At 44.5% G+C, this 16,257-nt stretch carries 15 protein-coding genes; 6 read left to right on the top strand and 9 right to left on the bottom strand.

Going from position 1 to position 16,257, the window contains the following annotated elements:
* Positions 1-50 precede the first annotated feature (50 nt).
* Complete coding sequence (locus ACO067_RS04620; protein ID WP_421871291.1) at positions 51-539, bottom strand: YciI family protein; 489 nt, start codon at positions 537-539, stop codon at positions 51-53.
* Positions 540-630: 91 nt separating this feature from the next.
* Between ACO067_RS04620 and ACO067_RS04615 the strand changes: the two genes are divergently transcribed.
* From ACO067_RS04615 to ACO067_RS04600, 4 genes are all read left to right on the top strand, one after another.
* On the top strand, positions 631-2,343 hold the full coding sequence (locus tag ACO067_RS04615; RefSeq protein WP_421871288.1) for a DUF1800 domain-containing protein: 1,713 nt from the start codon (positions 631-633) through the stop codon (positions 2,341-2,343).
* Between the two features lie 21 nt (positions 2,344-2,364).
* Positions 2,365-3,909 carry a DUF1501 domain-containing protein gene (locus ACO067_RS04610; protein WP_421871286.1) on the top strand — a complete coding sequence of 515 codons (1,545 nt, stop codon included), beginning with the start codon at positions 2,365-2,367 and terminating at the stop codon, positions 3,907-3,909.
* Positions 3,910-4,054: 145 nt separating this feature from the next.
* Positions 4,055-4,975, top strand: coding sequence for a DUF3137 domain-containing protein (locus tag ACO067_RS04605; protein ID WP_421871285.1), 921 nt, complete (start codon positions 4,055-4,057; stop codon positions 4,973-4,975).
* Between the two features lie 96 nt (positions 4,976-5,071).
* Positions 5,072-6,472 carry an ATP-binding protein gene (locus ACO067_RS04600; protein WP_421871283.1) on the top strand — a complete coding sequence of 467 codons (1,401 nt, stop codon included), beginning with the start codon at positions 5,072-5,074 and terminating at the stop codon, positions 6,470-6,472.
* 234 nt (positions 6,473-6,706) lie between these two features.
* Here the strand turns inward: ACO067_RS04600 and ACO067_RS04595 are convergent, their stop codons facing one another.
* From ACO067_RS04595 to ACO067_RS04580, 4 genes are all read right to left on the bottom strand, one after another.
* Positions 6,707-7,000: a type II toxin-antitoxin system RelE/ParE family toxin gene (locus ACO067_RS04595; protein ID WP_421871281.1), complete on the bottom strand. Its 294-nt coding sequence runs from the start codon at positions 6,998-7,000 to the stop codon at positions 6,707-6,709.
* On the bottom strand, positions 6,985-7,212 hold the full coding sequence (locus ACO067_RS04590; RefSeq protein ID WP_421871279.1) for a hypothetical protein: 228 nt from the start codon (positions 7,210-7,212) through the stop codon (positions 6,985-6,987). The genes ACO067_RS04595 and ACO067_RS04590 overlap by 16 nt, the downstream gene beginning before the upstream one ends.
* A 418-nt stretch (positions 7,213-7,630) precedes the next feature.
* The gene (locus ACO067_RS04585; protein WP_421871277.1) at positions 7,631-8,176 is read right to left on the bottom strand and encodes a hypothetical protein; all 546 of its coding nucleotides are present in this window, start codon (positions 8,174-8,176) and stop codon (positions 7,631-7,633) included.
* A gap of 245 nt (positions 8,177-8,421) precedes the next feature.
* Positions 8,422-8,868, bottom strand: coding sequence for a hypothetical protein (locus ACO067_RS04580; protein WP_421871275.1), 447 nt, complete (start codon positions 8,866-8,868; stop codon positions 8,422-8,424).
* Between the two features lie 25 nt (positions 8,869-8,893).
* On the opposite strand from ACO067_RS04580, the gene ACO067_RS04575 reads away from it, so the two are divergent.
* Positions 8,894-9,109, top strand: a complete 216-nt coding sequence (locus tag ACO067_RS04575; protein WP_421871273.1) for a hypothetical protein — start codon at positions 8,894-8,896, stop codon at positions 9,107-9,109.
* Between the two features lie 27 nt (positions 9,110-9,136).
* On the opposite strand, the gene ACO067_RS04570 is transcribed toward ACO067_RS04575, so the two are convergent.
* Both ACO067_RS04570 and ACO067_RS04565 read right to left on the bottom strand, forming a co-directional pair.
* Positions 9,137-9,772, bottom strand: coding sequence for a hypothetical protein (locus ACO067_RS04570; protein WP_421871271.1), 636 nt, complete (start codon positions 9,770-9,772; stop codon positions 9,137-9,139).
* Between the two features lie 895 nt (positions 9,773-10,667).
* Positions 10,668-11,804 carry a tyrosine-type recombinase/integrase gene (locus tag ACO067_RS04565; protein WP_421871268.1) on the bottom strand — a complete coding sequence of 379 codons (1,137 nt, stop codon included), beginning with the start codon at positions 11,802-11,804 and terminating at the stop codon, positions 10,668-10,670.
* A gap of 112 nt (positions 11,805-11,916) precedes the next feature.
* Here ACO067_RS04565 and ACO067_RS04560 point away from each other — a divergent pair, with 112 nt between their 5' ends.
* Entirely contained in the window at positions 11,917-12,333 is a 417-nt protein-coding gene (locus ACO067_RS04560) for a hypothetical protein (RefSeq protein ID WP_421871266.1), read from the top strand.
* Here the strand turns inward: ACO067_RS04560 and ACO067_RS04555 are convergent.
* Together ACO067_RS04555 and ACO067_RS04550 are read right to left on the bottom strand one after the other, a co-directional pair.
* Positions 12,330-12,737 (bottom strand): HU family DNA-binding protein, encoded by a 408-nt coding sequence (locus ACO067_RS04555; protein ID WP_421871264.1) that lies wholly within the window; start codon positions 12,735-12,737, stop codon positions 12,330-12,332. The two genes, ACO067_RS04560 and ACO067_RS04555, sit on opposite strands and share 4 nt — an antisense overlap.
* Positions 12,738-13,216: 479 nt before the next feature.
* The gene (locus tag ACO067_RS04550) at positions 13,217-16,123 is read right to left on the bottom strand and encodes a VPS10 domain-containing protein (RefSeq protein WP_421871262.1); all 2,907 of its coding nucleotides are present in this window, start codon (positions 16,121-16,123) and stop codon (positions 13,217-13,219) included.
* Between the last annotated feature and the right edge of the window lie 134 nt (positions 16,124-16,257).

The following is a 16,257-nucleotide window of genomic DNA, read 5'->3' as shown; positions in this document are numbered from 1 at the left end:
GGTTATTGTTGGTTTGGCCCCCTGATGGACGATCAGGGGGCTTTTTTGGTTTATATACCTTCCTGGGAGACTTTTTCATGCCAGTCGTTGAGCAGCATCAGTGCTGCTGAGCCATACCATGGACGCAGCTCCATACGCAAACGGCCTGCCTGGATGGCCGGATCTGACTTGGTGAGCTCCTCGGCCTCTTCTATCGTTTCCACAGCAAATACATAAATACCGCGTACGTCACCGTCATCCATAAAAGGTCCAGCAAGTACCAGCTTACCTTCCTCCGCCATCCGGGTGATGTTGTCGAGATGTGCTCGCTGAAGCTGGGCGGCAGTGGTGGAGTCCTGATCCCGATTCGGTCCGGCTATCAGATTGGCCATCACGTATTGGCGCATGCCATAGGCATCAGCCCCTACTTTGGCAGCCAGGGCGGAATCATAGGCTATCATATCATCGCTGGCTTCAGTCATTTGGGCCTTTTTGGTTGGCTCATTGCAGGAGTGCACTAATATCAGTACGAGTACTCCGGCGAAAATTTTATTGATCATAATAGATGGGATTAAGGATGGATTCGTTAATTGTCATTGAGAATGCAGTTTAAAAAAGCTAACTTCATATCATACACTTAGAAGTATAAAGATGAAAACTAAGGATTATCGTCCAAAGAACTATCATCAATTGATGCAGAAATACCGCAAGGTGCCACTCGTGATCTTGAAAACAGATCCGGGTAGTCGTTCTGTACAACGAAACACCTCAACGGGCCTGGAACCTTATACCGGTGACTGGAACGATGTGAATCATGCCCACTTTTTAAAGCGTGTGCTCTTTGGAGTAAAGCCAGAAGATTTTCACTCACTGGCAGGTCTTGGATTGGCGGAAGCAGTAGAGCTAGTACTGACCAAAAGCACTCCGCCTGAGCCACCGGTTAATGATTACAACGATCCATCGGAAGGAATAGAAGATCCGGAGGTAGCATTTGGGGAAACCTGGATACATGCAGCACATGCAGGAGACTATGAAGGGCCCAGGACCATCTCATTGAAAAATTGGCTGGTGAGAAATATGATTGAGCAGCCAACAAGTCTGGAAGAGAAGATGGTGCTTTTTTGGCACAATCTATTGCCTGTTCAGACGTGGGATGTGTTTTATGCCAAACTATGCTACCGCTATTTTGACATGCTACGAACCAACTGTTTTGGCAATTTCAAGACGTTGATCCGTGAGCTCACATTGGACCCGGCCATGCTTCTTTACTTAAATGGTACCTTCAACAACAAAGAGGCACCAGATGAAAACTATGCCAGAGAGCTTCAGGAGCTGTTTTGTATCGGGAAGGGGACAGCTGCTAATTTCACTGAATCAGATGTGCAGGCCGCAGCAAGAGTCCTTACCGGTTGGGTAGTGGATTGGGAGCATTTCTATGATGCCGGAGAGCTTCAGGTCTTCTTCTATCCACCCTTTCATGAGACTTCAGACAAAGAGTTTTCTGCCTTCTATGGAAATCGAGTCATCACCGGAAAGTCCGGTGCAGATGGAGCCCAGGAGCTCGACGAGTTGCTGGACATGCTATTTGATAATAACGAAACAGCTCTGTACATCTGCCGCAGGTTGTACAAGTTTTTCGTCTATCACCATATTGACGAATCAGTCGAGTCTACCATCATTCAGCCTTTGGCTGACCTGTTTCGGTCCAGCAATTATGAAATCAAGCCCGTGTTGGAAAAACTGCTGTCGAGTGCTCATTTTAATGATCCTGCTAATCATGGCTCCATGATCAAAAGCCCGGCAGAGTTTATGATTGGGCTGTGGCGCACTCTTGGTATGGGACTGGTGGAGGCTGACGTTCTGGATCTAAAAGATCAATATTCAAGTGTACTCTGGCAGATGGCCAACCAGGGGATGGAACTCGGCGACCCGCCAAGTGTGTCAGGGTGGCCTGCGTACTATCAGGAGCCTTCCTTTGACAAATACTGGATCACTACAGATACCATTACCAATAGAGCATTGACTGGAGATTCGATGGTGTATTGGGGGTATTGGATCAATAGCGACATTCAGTTACCTGCTGATCTGATCCAATTTTTGAAGCGGTTGAATAATCCTGAGGATCCCAATCTCATGCTGAAAGAGTGCAGTCTACTGCTATTGGGCATACAGCTGGAGCAGTCCACGCTGGACAACCTCAAAGCGATATTGCTGTCAGGCCAGCAGACTGACAGCTATTGGACGATTGCCTGGAATCAGCTAATTAACAATCCGGGCGACTCAGAATATGAAATGGTAGTCCTTAACAGACTCAAACCTGCTATGCAACATTTATTGCAACTGGGAGAGGCTCAACTAATGTAATGAGCGTAAACTTTTGAACACATGAAAAGAAGGTCGTTTATAAGGCATGTAGGACATTCACTGGCCGTTCCAGGTATTTTGGGGAGTCTGGGCTTTCGCCAACCAGGCGCTCAGACGTTAGCTGACCTGCTTCGGATGGCTACTAGCACCGACCGGGTGCTGGTCATGATTTATTTGGAAGGAGGTAATGATGGGTTGAATACCGTCGTGCCAATGGATCAACTTTCAGCTCTTAATACAGTGCGACCACACGTGATATTGCCCGAAAACAGCCTGTTGGGACTAAGTGATGCACCGGTGGGCTTACATCCAGCTCTATCTGGCTTATATGATCTTTACACCGAAGACCGATTGCAGATTATTCAGAATGTAGGATATCCACAGCAAAACTATTCGCATTTCCGGTCTACCGATATTTGGATGAGTGCTTCCGACTCTAATGAGCTGGTCAATTCCGGATGGTCTGGAAGGTACCTAAGCGACCGGTTTCCGGGATACCCCGATAGCTATCCCAATGATGATTTTACAGATCCACTGTCTGTTGAGCTTGGTTATGGCAGTTCATTGCTCTTTCAAGGACCAGAAAGTGCCATGAGTATGGTGATCAGCGATCCGGAGTTTTTTTATGAGCTGGTGGACAATGAAGATCGTGAAGTGCCTGACAGCTATGCAGGCGATAAGCTGCACTACATTCGTGTGATAGAGAAGCAAAGCCAACAATACGGTAAAGTGGTGCAAGAAGCTGCAGAGAAAGTAAAGCGCCAGGCGGATTTCCCTCAGAGTTCACTCGGTCAGCAGCTACAGATAGTGAGTCGGTTGATCGCTGGAGGGTTACGCACTCCGCTTTATCTGGTACGTCTTGGGGGATTTGATACGCATGATGCCCAGGTAGAAGCCTTGGACCATACCACAGGTGAGCATGCGGATCTTTTGAGTGACTTAAATGATTCCATCATGGCGTTTATAGATGATCTGGAAATGCAGGGCACTGAAGATCGGGTAGTAGGGATGACATTCTCGGAGTTTGGAAGAAGGATAGTGTCCAATGCTAGCCTGGGTACCGATCATGGTGCCGCCGCACCTATGTTCTTTTTTGGCAATGCCGTGATGGGAGGAGTGACAGGTTCCAACCCAATAATCAAATCAACCGCTAATTATGATGATAACCTGGAGATGACCTATGATTTTCGGCAGACCTATTCATCTATCTTGCAGCAATGGCTTGGTGCAGATGCCTCTATGGCTGAATCAGCTTTGTTTAAGGGGTTTGAACAGATTCCGATCATTGGATCACGGACGGTACAGTCAGCTGGACAAAAGAGCGATCAGTTGATGGTGTACCCCAATCCCCTCACGTCCAATGTGACGGTGGCTGTCAAGGATGTCACTGATTTTGTGACGATTGACCTGGTGGATATGCAGGGCAAGAAAGTGGAGTCCATCTTTGCCGGAGTAGTAGACCGGAAGCGACTAGTCAGTTGGCGCACCGATCATTTATCATCGGGCCGATACCTGGTCATATTGCGGGGAAAGGAGACACATTCTGTGTTTTCGGTAGTTAAGTGAGCCATGCTTGATTGGAGCAAGTTCCCACTCTTTTTAAGTCATCAATTGATTCAATAGGTAAGAAGTAGTATTTCTGTAAGTTGCTCTTCTATAGGTGGTTACGGATTAATTGTGTAATTTGATCAGACATCACCCTCTGGTTAACATGCTCGATACCAAATTTCTACTGCAGGAACTTAGCGCTGAATTAAACGATGCTGAGCAAAAGCGCCAGTATCACTACCGTCGCGTACGTCCATTCAAAATCGCCTTTAATCTAGGGATGATCAGTGCCCTGCTGTTCATTGTGTATGCCATTATAGTGCCTGACGATGGAGCAACCTCGTCTAGTATAGCTGGGGGGATATTCATGTTGTGTCTGGTGATTTATGGGGTCAAGCACTCCTATGAGCATGGGCAGTACAAGGATTACTTTCAAAGAAATGTGGTATCGAAGATCATACCGCATTTAGGTCCTGGATTCATCTATGAGAGTCGTGGAGGTTTTACCCAGCAGAGACTGGAGGAGAGTTATTTGTTTTCTTATTTCAATGCTTGTCATAGTGAAGATTTTGTCTCAGGAAGGATAGAGGGTAGGTCGATAAGTTTTGCTGAGGTAAAATTGGAACTACTCTCCGGGTCGGATTCCACTAAGACCAGGACAGCATTTAAGGGGATGTACCTGGAAATCCAATTGTCTCAACAGTTTGCGGCACCATGCTGGCTGGTACGAAAGAAAAAGCGGTTAAGTGAAAACGACCAGGCTGAGATTGTAAAACTGAATGAGTCCACCTCTAAGTCTCTAGGTAAGTATCGGTTGTATTCGGAGAACGCCGCATTTGCGCAGCAGCTATTCTCCGTGGAGGTAATCAATAAGCTGCTGACTGTTGATGAAGACTTACGTGCTCGCAAAGTGATCTGGGGTCATGCCAGGTTTGCCTTCATCGGGAATACGATCCGCATTGCTCTATCCATTCGAAAACGATTTATGGAGCCCGAGTTGTCCAGTCCGGTAACCACCGAAGCATTTCTACAACAAGAGCTGGCTTTATTGGAAGAGTGTACGAAACTGGTGAATTTGGTGTGAGGAGACTCAGTTAGCTTATGGATGATAGTGTTTGTTTATTCTTTTATTTTGTAAAATATTTTGTTAAAAAAGAACAAATATGTTTCATTTGTTTAAATGAATTTCATCAAATACGACAAAGAAGATATTAAAAAGCGAATTGTTGTTGACAATCCGTGGTGGCAAACATCCGAAATTGCTGAGTTTTTCCAACCGTTTAAATACAGGGCATATTTTGATTCCTTTCATAGTCTAGTTACAACCAAGAGACCAAAACGAGCAGTTGTATTAATGGGGCCAAGGAGGGTTGGTAAAACGGTGATGTTGAATCAATCTATCCAGAAACTTATTGATTCTGGTATACAGTCACGAAAGATCATCTATATAAGTTTAGATAAGCCTATTTATTCGAGATTGGACCCAGACTATCTGATGTCATTGTCTCTCGAAGCGGCAAGTTTAGAGAATCCAGAAGGCTGTTATTTCTTTTTTGATGAAATTCAATATTTAAAAGAGTGGGAGAATTATCTAAAGACCATGGTTGATTCTTACCATGAAACAAAGTTTATTGTTTCTGGAAGTGCGGCCGCTGCGTTAAGAAGAAAAAGTCAGGAGTCTGGTGCAGGTAGATTTACCGATTTTGTCTTACCTCCCTTAACATTTGCTGAGTTTATAGATATGACTGGCAAGGAAGGAATGCTCAAGCACGCTGATAGAGTTTCGGAAGCCTTCGATATCGTTGCATTTAATCAGGAATTTATTAAATACATCCATTATGGAGGTTACCCTGAAGTTGTGATGAATCCTGAAATGCAGGATGATTTAAAAAGATATGTAACTCAGGATATAATTGATAAAGTTCTCCTTAAGGATCTCCCCAATTTGTATGGAGTAAGAGATACTCAGGATATGAATTCATTTTTTAATGTAGTTGCTTACAACTCATCAAATGAAACCTCAATGGCCAATATGGAGCGTGACCTGCAAATATCAAGGCACCTACTCGATAATTACATTGAGTATCTTCAGGCTGCATTTCTTATTAAAAAGTTATCTAGAGTTGATGTTAATGCGCGCAGACTTAAAAAGGAGCAGCAGTTCAAACTATTCTTAACTAACGTCTCATTTAGGAGTGCTATGTTTACTCCAATCGAGTCGACATCTGATATGTTTGGAGGTCTTGTAGAAACGGCAATATTCGATCAATATCTACATAGGAGTTATGATATTCGATATGCAAGATGGAAAGATGGAAGGAAGACTAGAGAGATCGATTTTGTAAGCGTTGATAGGGCTACTCAAAAACCTAATTGGGCTCTAGAGATTAAGTGGTCAAATTCCGGAGATACTTCCAACTTGAGATCTTTTATGGAAGCTAATAAGCTGCAAGCTGGTTGGATTACCACTATTGATCAGCAAGATTTAAGTAAAGATATAAAAAAAGTTCCAGCTGCTATAATGTGCTATATGATTGGAAAAACACCTGAGATTATTTCAGAGGCGCATGATGGAATCTAACGATTAGCTAAGCGGCGGATGTCCGAAACTTGCTAGGTAACGATAAAAGTAACGAAGGTGCACCACCCCCGCAAACTTTCAGATACCGATGCGTACAGAAAGACATTCGCCAGAAGCAAGGGAAGAATAGAGAGCACAGAAACTGGCAGAAGGTGCACTGAAGTGGGCGAATCCCACCGCACCAGGCTGATTGGCAGTTGGCGCATTCGTGCTAGCGACTGTTAGATTTTCGTTTTACAATCCAGTTGAATTAGGGTGTTGACGAGTATCCCACACTCTCAGTATTTGGATTTCATTAGGTTCAATGCGATAGAAAATCTTGTAGTCTCGGACAACTTTAGAATACACGCTACGATAGTCTGTTCGTTTCCCAATATTTGGAAAGTTCGAAATGAGTTCTGCCGATTTTTCAAACAGTTGTTCAAGTTTTTCGGAATATGAATCAGATTGATTCCGTTCGAGCCAATATCTGTAAATGTCCGTTCGATCAGTAATGGATCGAGTAGTCCATCTTACTTTTTTAGCCATTCTTTAACCAGTTGGCTTGCTTCTGAGTTGGAGTGGAGTTTGCCAAGTTCAGCGTCAGAAATTCCCTCGTCTATGGCACTTTTTTCAATGTCTGTTAGTTGATCCACATGTTCGATTTCATATTCAAGTTCGACTGCCTTCAGCAGTTCATCCAATAGTCTTGGGTCATTGATATCGTTAACTCGTTCCTTTATTCTTTCTTTGACGTTCATGTTTATAAAGTTAAGCAGTTGAGATGAGAGTTGCTAGAGCATAGAATGAAATCTAACAACCACAACGAACCTTTAGCTTAGTGCTCAATGCAATTAGAAATAAGCTTATTCATAGAGTTTTTGCTTGTGTGAGGGATGGTAGAATATATGACGAAATTTATACCCATCCCCTTGTTTAACCCCTGGAATTCAGATATGGCGAGTGGCCATATCCTTTGTAAACACCTCTAAAGTAGTGAAACTGCCCAACCCCCACAACAGTATCCACAATGCACTGCGTTCTGCAAGTCAAATCCAGAAATAAAAAAGTAGCTAGAAGCCGAAAGGTCAGCAGAATGGGCAGGATCACGGTCAAGTTGCACTGAAGTATCAGATAGGCAGTTTGGCCATTCGCTATATCGCCTGTTACAGCACGTTTTTATTCGTTGCACCAGTCAGTGCGTTCGACATTAAAGGTTCGTTCGTTTCCGTTCCGGTACACTATGAGTTCAGTGTTGCCTGCGACTTTGCTAATGCTGTCGTTCGGTTGTAAATAATCGTAAAGTTCAATTACAAATATGGGAGTTTGAGTTTCTCTCTTCCCGTTGTTCAAGTTCAGTGTTCGGATGTTGTGGTTAAAAGAGTCGATAAATTTTGACTCAATTACTGCCTGCACATGGTTTTCCAGGTAATCGTTGAAGAGTTTACATCTATGGGTTCCAATTGTTGGGATGTTCGTGAAGAAGATCGTTGGCATCAAAATGATAACTCCAATTATAGAGAATAGGACGCTTCGGTAAGTTCTTTTAGTTTGAGGATTATCTGTTTTCTTGATTACTTCAGCAGCGTTCGAAAGGTCGTTGAAATGACCTCTAAAGAAATGCGTTTCATAGCCAAGTTGTTGGAGGTCGTTCTTGAGCCAGAACCATAGAAGGTTACCAACAACAGCAAGAAAAATTAGGGCTAGAATTGCAAATTCGTTCATGGGAGATTATGTGCTGTAACGCCCATGTATGAGGCGTGTGCTCTCACTTTGTGGACAGCACTAAAATAGTGAAGCTGCCGGTGCTTCCAAAGTTTGTAGAAAGCAGTGCGTTCCACAAGTAAAAAATCCCGCGAACTTTAGTCTCCGAAAGCCACAAAACTTTCTCGGCGGCTGACTCACGGTCAAGTCCCAATACAGTTTGTAGAAAGCACTTTAGCACATGCCTTTCATACATCATGTTAGCATCAGTTTTTCAGGTAGTTTTTGCTTCGAAGAAACTTTGTTATTTCTAGTTCAAAGGCTCCAAAGTCAAAATCCTTTAGTTTAGATAGTCTTGTCAATGAAGGTAACTGTTCAATGATTCGTTCGGATAATAACTGCAAAAGCTCCAAGCGTTCCAGCTTAATTGCATCCTGAAAGTCAATTTTCACATCGATTTCAGCGCAATTCAAAGTGTTGATTGTAATTCCTTCTGTTGTGAAAGATCTTTCACCAGGAAAATATCGTGGACGTTTAGGTTTCGCAAAAGCTTCGAATTCAGGCTTAACAACTATTAATCCAATTACCAATTCTGCCAGACCATCGCCAAAATTGCGTTCATTTAGAAAGGAATTGAGTTCTTCAGAAAGTTCGTTAATCCAACCAGTTTGTTGGGTTGTTAGATTAGAGTGTTGACCAATTCCGAATTCCAAAATTATCCGTTTAGAAGATTTATTGATGCTAACGCTCAACTATCGGTTTGTGTGCCCACAGTTGGCAAGTACAGCTAAAATAGCGGAAGTGCACCAGAAGCACAACGGTTTCCACAAGGCACTGCGTTCAGAAAGTAAAAATCCAGAACCACAGAAGCATCCTAAAGCGATGAACTTTCAGAAGGTGTACTGGAGCGGTCAAGTCCCGATAAGGCTGGCAAAGAGGCAGTTTGGCACATAACCGATAGTGTCTGTTAGCTGCCGGATTTCAATCCGGGTTTATCAGTTGACAGAGCCTTCTTTCGAGTGTTTTGATGTCGTTGCTTGAGTAAGAAATTGCACCCCCTTTGTCAATCTTCCAAGCAGCATAGTCAAATTTCAGGGTTCCGCAGTTAAGCGTTCCTGATCCAACTCGTCCAAAACAAAGTTCGGTGCTTTTATTTCTGTCATTTAAACTGATCCCCGAGGCAGTCCGAATAGTTGTGCTTGGAAGATCGCTAAACTTTGAGGATGACGTTAAGATGATTCCATTTTCAGGGATAGCCATTTCGTAGTTCCAAGTGAATATTGAGGTAGGTAGTTCTTGTTGGTTCTCTAGGTTGTAGATAGTTACTACGAATTCATATGTTGGGTTATCTGGAATTATGAACGTTTTTGAGCGTTCGGAGTATTCATATGAAAAGTAAAGTACTCCAATAATAATGAATTCGCTTATATATTGGTTCCTTCTGTTTGTGATGTTCCGGATAAATGAATCCAGACCGAATATTAGCAATGCAATTGGAATGAAATAGAAAGTTGCCAAGAGCCCGAACCCCCATGTTCCAGGTTCCATAACTCCATAAACTCCCAATCCAAAAAGGAGTAAAGCGATGAAGTTGAATGGGGTGATGAATTTTCTCATGTGAGGTTCTGGCAGCTAACGCCAAGCTATCCGCTGTGTGTCCCGAGATAGCTAGAATACTCTAAAGTAGTGAAACTGCTCAATCCCCACAACAGTATCTACAAAGAACTGCGTAATGCAAGTTTTCCTCCAGAAGCACTTCAGGTAAATAGTGTGAAGAAATTTCAGAATGAGCAGTAAGCGGTCAGGTTTTGATTCAGCGTCAAATGATGATAAGACACATGGCGGATCAGCGCTTGTTGTGAATTCGTCTTTTGCTTGTTAGTACATCCCTCAGGCCGAGGGGCCCCTACTTTTCCTTAGATGAAAAGTAGGCAAAAATCAAGGCGGAATAATCCTTCCACCCACAAAGCCTGCGCTCACCCCGGTATTCCGCCGGGCCTGCCCGCCTTCTTGGTAAATCATCAGTTTTCAGCTAAAAGCTGTTAACCTGGCAGATGCTTCCAACCCTGCGCTACCTGCTTAAGCAAAGCTTCCTACTTCTTCCATCGTTTAAGCACTGCCGGAGGTTCACTGCAAAGCTGAAAACAACGCCGTTTTGTAGAAAGTTCCTAAATCCGGCAGTTTGGCCTATTCGCGATAGCACGAAGTAAGTAGATAACTAATCTGTTTCTGACGGAGGAATCAGGTTATGCAGGCGTTCCATCTGATGGGCCACTTTGGCGACTAGATACTAACTGAGATGAAGTTGATTTAGCGATGAAGTTCCTTTGGAAATGACAGAGTTGAGCTACAAGATGAAGGTTCAAACTCAAGCGGTTAGGACGGTTCAGATGCCTACAGCTTGGTATCTTATTTGATGAAAAAATGGACTGGGGTCGGTAGAAGAAACCAAAGATGATTCACAACGTATGTATATGTTGCACTTGTGCAACATATACGCACTATGTCTTGACTAATCTAGTGGATTTTTGATGGATGCCAAACCATTTACTGCGACATGGGTGTAGATTTCCGTAGTTCTGCTTGAATTGTGACCTAGAAGAGTTTGGATATAACGTAAATCCGTACCACTTTCCAATAGATGGGTGGCAAATGAATGTCTCAAAACATGAGGAGTGACTCGCTTATTGATTTTCACCTTCTCAGCTGAACGTCTGACTATTTTGGACACACTGGCAGCACTATACCTAGCTCCATTCGGAGCTTCAAATAAGAAGTGTTTGGGTTTGTGAATTTGATAATACTTCCTTAGATCTTTTAAAAGTCGAGAACTAAGCAAGGTCAGTCTATCCTTATTGCCCTTGCTGTTTTTAATTACAATCACCATCCTTTCACTATCAATATCTTCCAACCTCAGATTGAGCAGCTCATTTCTTCTTAGGCCTGCGGAGTACAGCAGCCCGATGATGCATCTGTGCTTGATGTTGCTGCAGCAGTCGATCATTTTGAAAACACTCTCTTTACTGATCACTTTGGGTAATGTTTCCTTTTTAATTGGCCGCTCTACATCATAGAAGCGATTGGGCATTTCCTTGACCACTTCGTAGTAAAACTTAATGGCATTGATTGCCTGGTTGATGTAACTGTCCGACCGCCGTTCTTGCACTAAGTGTTGCAGGAATTGCTTCACCTGTTGTTCGGAGATGTGCATGGGATTCTCCACTTCTTTAAAATGGTTTATGAAGCGCTCAAACATGCTGATGTAGATTTTGGCCGTGTTGAGGGCGTATTTTCTGATCTCCAGTTTTTGATAAAACTCCTCTGGGCAATGTTTCCATTTTGGATTTTTCGGACGCTGCCTGTAAGCATCCACACTCAATGGTTCATTACCACTGTTCACTGGTCGGTTCACAAAGAAAGAGCTGGTATTTACCCAGGCTACTCCCTTGAAAGTTTCAAAAATGGCCGTAAGTATCTTCTGGTTATTCGGAAGCACCACCATTTGAAACGTATGGCTCCACTTCACACCAGGAAACTTTTTCACCATCGCATGAATGACCTTGTCAGGGTAGAATTGCAAGCCAATCATCCGTTCACCACCTATGACCAGGTGTTTTAAAGTGATATGACGTTCTTTGGTTGGATTCATGAATGCAAATAGGTAAAAAAGGAGGCATTAGTCATTTGCTTAAGCATTTATATACGTATCTAAGCATTTAATAAAATGAATAATGTTTACTATAGTGGTTTAATTGCAGTTTATGACTTTTGGAACAGATATCAATGAAGCGCGAACCTGCCTCCACTGTGAGAAGCCTCTCCTGGGACGCCTGGATCAGAAATTCTGCGATGCACAGTGTAGAAATGCTTATCACAACAGGCATAAACGAGCCGATGAGCGCTACATGGCCAATGTCAATGCACAGATAAGGAAGAATCGACGAATCCTAAAAGATCTATGCCCCGAAGGAAAGGCCACTGTAAGAAGGGAAGTCCTGGAAATCAAAGGGTATGATTACAAATACTATTCAGGGCAATTTTTCACCACCAAGCTCACATACTATTTCTGTTACGACTATGGCTTTGCACCCATTCATGACAATGGAAAAGAAAAGGCGCTCATCATCCAGAAGCAAAACTACATGGATCAGTACCAGGTCAATCCATGGGGTGGTTAACCTGTTTTCCTTCTGCTTTTGGGTACTTTAGTAAATGTGGTTCCGGTGAGTTTCTTTTTGATGTGCTTGCTTGGCAGGAAGGCCATCTTCACCTTAGTTATGTCTCGTTTGGTGACCTTGGCTGGATCTTCCTGGCCTACGGCCGATACGTGAAGACTAAAAGTGCCAAACCCATCCAGACGTACGTTGCTTCCCTGCTGCAGCTTTTCGGGAACCATTTGAATCAATGACTCAATGATGCCGATCACATCTGCCGTGCTGAAACTATTGCGACTACTAATCTCTTCGGCCAGATCTCTGGTATCCACCAGGGATCGCTTCGTTACCACGGGATAATATTTGGGTGGATTTTCGCCGGCCAGGCCGCCGGGTCTTTTACTGACTACTTTATAGGATACTGCCATGATCATTGAGTTTTAAGAGTTACACCATACGCTGTTAAAGGTCAACCTACCGACACTCAACTGGGAACCAGAGGCTTTATGGTCTGCACACAAGGTAAAGTGTGTCTGCACATACCTATGAATAGGTCGACCTTTGCGGTAGTGTAGCAAAAACGATACCTATCTAAAGCAAAGGAGATAGGTATCTTACTGAATTTTGATAGGTATCATTTAGGGAAAAGATAGGGGGCTTACTCAAAGTCGGATTAAACCCATAGACAGTGAGCCATTTGAGGGCGTGAATTAGCTACAGAGTAGATTGAGCACAAATCATTCCAAATAAGGTAGTCAGCTTCGGTTTAATTAGATAGCCACTCTTACTTAAACACTTATTAGTTAGTAAGAGACTTTATCCAGTTGCAAAGCCATACAAAAGGAATTCAATTGACCACCCTCCATAGATCGGGCAAGCCAATTGAATTCTTTAGCTAGAGCAGTATTTATTTGCTGCCTTTTCTTTTTGGTCGCTCTCGCGGTTCTTTGATGCTTAGTGTTTCACTCGCACTTGCACCACCTACCATCACTCTCAGGGTATAATCTCCCGACTGCAGGTAGTAAGAGCCATTTTCCTTTGCTTCCAGGTCTTCTTCCAGTTCCAGTGCTTGCTGCAGTTCTGGGGCTGCGCTTGCCGCAATGGTGAAGTCATAGTCGATGTAGTTTAGTCCGGCATCTACATCGGCTGTCCATTCTTTAAGCGTTAGGTCATCTTTGGTGATGGTCAAAGTGGCCGTTCCTGATGATCGTGTAAAGATCTCCAGAGTAGTGGAGGGCTCATACGGATCACCCCAATAATAGCCTTTGTCACCCCACCGATCGGAGAAGGTAGCTCCTTCGGCACGGAATACCTTCACTGCTGCTTCAGTAGCGGGTAGCTGCTGTAAAGCGGTCACATCTGCAATGAATATCGATCGGCCGTGTGAACCCAGGATCAAGTCATTTTCTCTTGGATGTATAGCCAGGTCATGAATGGCCACAGCGGGTAAGTCTTTACTAAACGCCATGTAAGATTTGCCCATATTCAAGCTCACATAGGCACCATGATCCGTACCGACATACAGAATGTTAGCATCCTTCGGATCTTCTTTGATCACATTCACAGGCTCCTTCGGTAAGTTGGCACTAATGGACGTCCAGCTTTTTCCATAGTCATTGGACACATAGACCATCGGCTCAAAGTTGTCCCATCGGTAACCGTTAAAACTCACAAACACGCGTCCCTCCACATGGCTGGAGGCTTGCACATTGCCCACCCAAAAGTCCGCCGGCAGTCCTGTGGAAATATTCGTCCAGGTCTGGCCGGCATCTTTGGATACATGCACCAGCCCATCGTCACTACCCGTATAGATCAGTCCAAATCGCAGGGGAGACTCGGAGATGGAGGTCAAAGTACCATAGCTCACATCTCCTTTAATGCCACCTTTGGTCAGATCGCCAGAAAGCGTCTCAAAATCATCACCCTGGTTCATACTGCGGTGAAACTTGTTACTACCGAAGTACACAATGTCCTGGTTGTGGCTGGAAAGCATGATTGGAGATTCCCAGTTCCATCGGAGAGGTTCTTCGTCGAGCTGGTGACTCGGTGTGATGTATTGGCGATCACCTGTTTTCATGTTGATGCGGAAGTAATTCCCAAACTGGTAGCCAGTGTATACCAGCTCATTGGTACGGGTATCAATTGCCACTTGCATACCATCCCCACCCATCAGTCGTTCGTACGGATACTTGCCTTCCTCATACCATGAGTACGAATACTCGTAGGTACTTGGCCCTTTCCACACGCCATTGTCTTGTAGGCCTCCATACACATTGTAGGGTTCGGCCATGTCATAGGCTATCGAGTAGAACTGGCCCACTTGCGTGGAATTGCACTTGTACCAGGTTTCGCCATAGTCGTAGGAGATGTTCACTCCGCCATCATTTCCATTGATCAGGTGACCCGATCGATTGGGGTTAACCCAAAGAGCATGGTGATCAGCGTGTACATTCTGTGAGGAAGTAGTCTCCCAGGTTTTACCACCATCCATGGATTTGACCAATGGCACCCCCATGGTGTAAAGGATGTCTGGATTTTGACCGTCCACCCGGATCTGTCCAAAATAGTAGCCATACGAATACACCAGTGCCTCAATGTAGTCTTCGTGCGTTTTGGACCAGGACAGCCCACCATCAGTGGATTGGTAGACTTCCGCACCTTTCACTGGCGTGTCAAATAGCATGCTGTTGGCATCCTCCAGGTAGGTGACCAGGTCCTGAGGTTTTAATTTTCCAGCTTGGGCATCTGCTTTGATGTCTACAGCATTGTATTCTCTCGGGAAGCGTTCGCGATCCAGAAAGTCATTCAAGTCATCATCTGTTAGCGCCAGGAATGCATCCATGGTGGTGTTGCGAAGAAGCTCTCTGGTGACTGGATAGGTTTCTTCATCTTCCTTTTCTCTACGGTCCTGATTGTCCAGTACGGCATAGACGATGTTTGGATCTGATGGAGCATAGGCAAGACCTACCCGTCCCATCCCATCGGTATCTGGAAAACCGGAGTCTCCTTCTGAGACGTTCGTCCAGGTTTCACCACCATCGGTAGATTGGTAAATACCCGATCCTTTGCCAGCTTCCACAAAGTTCCAGGCCTTGCGGTCTTTCTCCCAGGCTGCCGCCAATAGTTCATCGGGGTTGGACGGGTTGATGACCAGCTCCACAATTCCAGATTGATCATCTACATAGAGGGTCTTTTTCCAGGATTTTCCACCATCGGTCGTTTTATAGACACCACGCTCAGGGTTGGTGGAGTAGAGGTGTCCGAGTGACGCCACCCATAGGGTATTCGGGTCAGAAGGGTGGAGTATTACGCGCCCGATGTGATGTGTTTCTTCCAGACCGAGGTGCTCCCAGGTTTTACCATTATCCGCTGATTTAAACAGGCCGTAACCGGAGTAACTGGAGCGGCTGGAGTTGTTTTCACCACTGCCCAGGTAGATGGTACCATTTTCCCAGTCCACGGCAATATCCCCAATCGTCATCACGATTTCATTGTCAAAGAGGGGAGTAAATGAAGTGCCCTCATTGGTCGTTTCCCAGAGTCCACCTGAAGCATACGCCACGTAGAAGTGAGTAGGATCAGTAGGGTCTACCTCCAGGTCAACCACCCGGCCACTCATGATGGTTGGTCCCACATTGCGAAAGGGGATGTTTTTCACCCAGGAGTTTTCCGTGATTTGCTGGCGTTGCTGATAGCCAGCCCAGCGATCTGCAGCCGGAGTAGCCGCCGGAGTGGAGTTTTTTTTACGTTTTTGGGCGGTAAGGTCCGCTTGTACCATCAGTATGACCATCAAGGCCAGGAGAGTCGTGCGCATAGTCGTGTTATTCGATACTTTCAACAATAAACTAGTCGGTCATGTAACCGACTATCAATTTAGTGAAAAATGCTATGTGGCATTTGTACATTCTTTACTTGTGGAGATTTGTTGATTTGTGTGGTTGGCAAATG

Origin of the sequence: Marinoscillum sp. (assembly GCF_965229915.1) — a bacterium.
Lineage (GTDB): Bacteria > Bacteroidota > Bacteroidia > Cytophagales > Cyclobacteriaceae > Marinoscillum.
The sequence above is the reverse complement of the archived record's forward strand: the minus strand, read 5'-3'. Positions and strand labels throughout refer to the sequence as shown.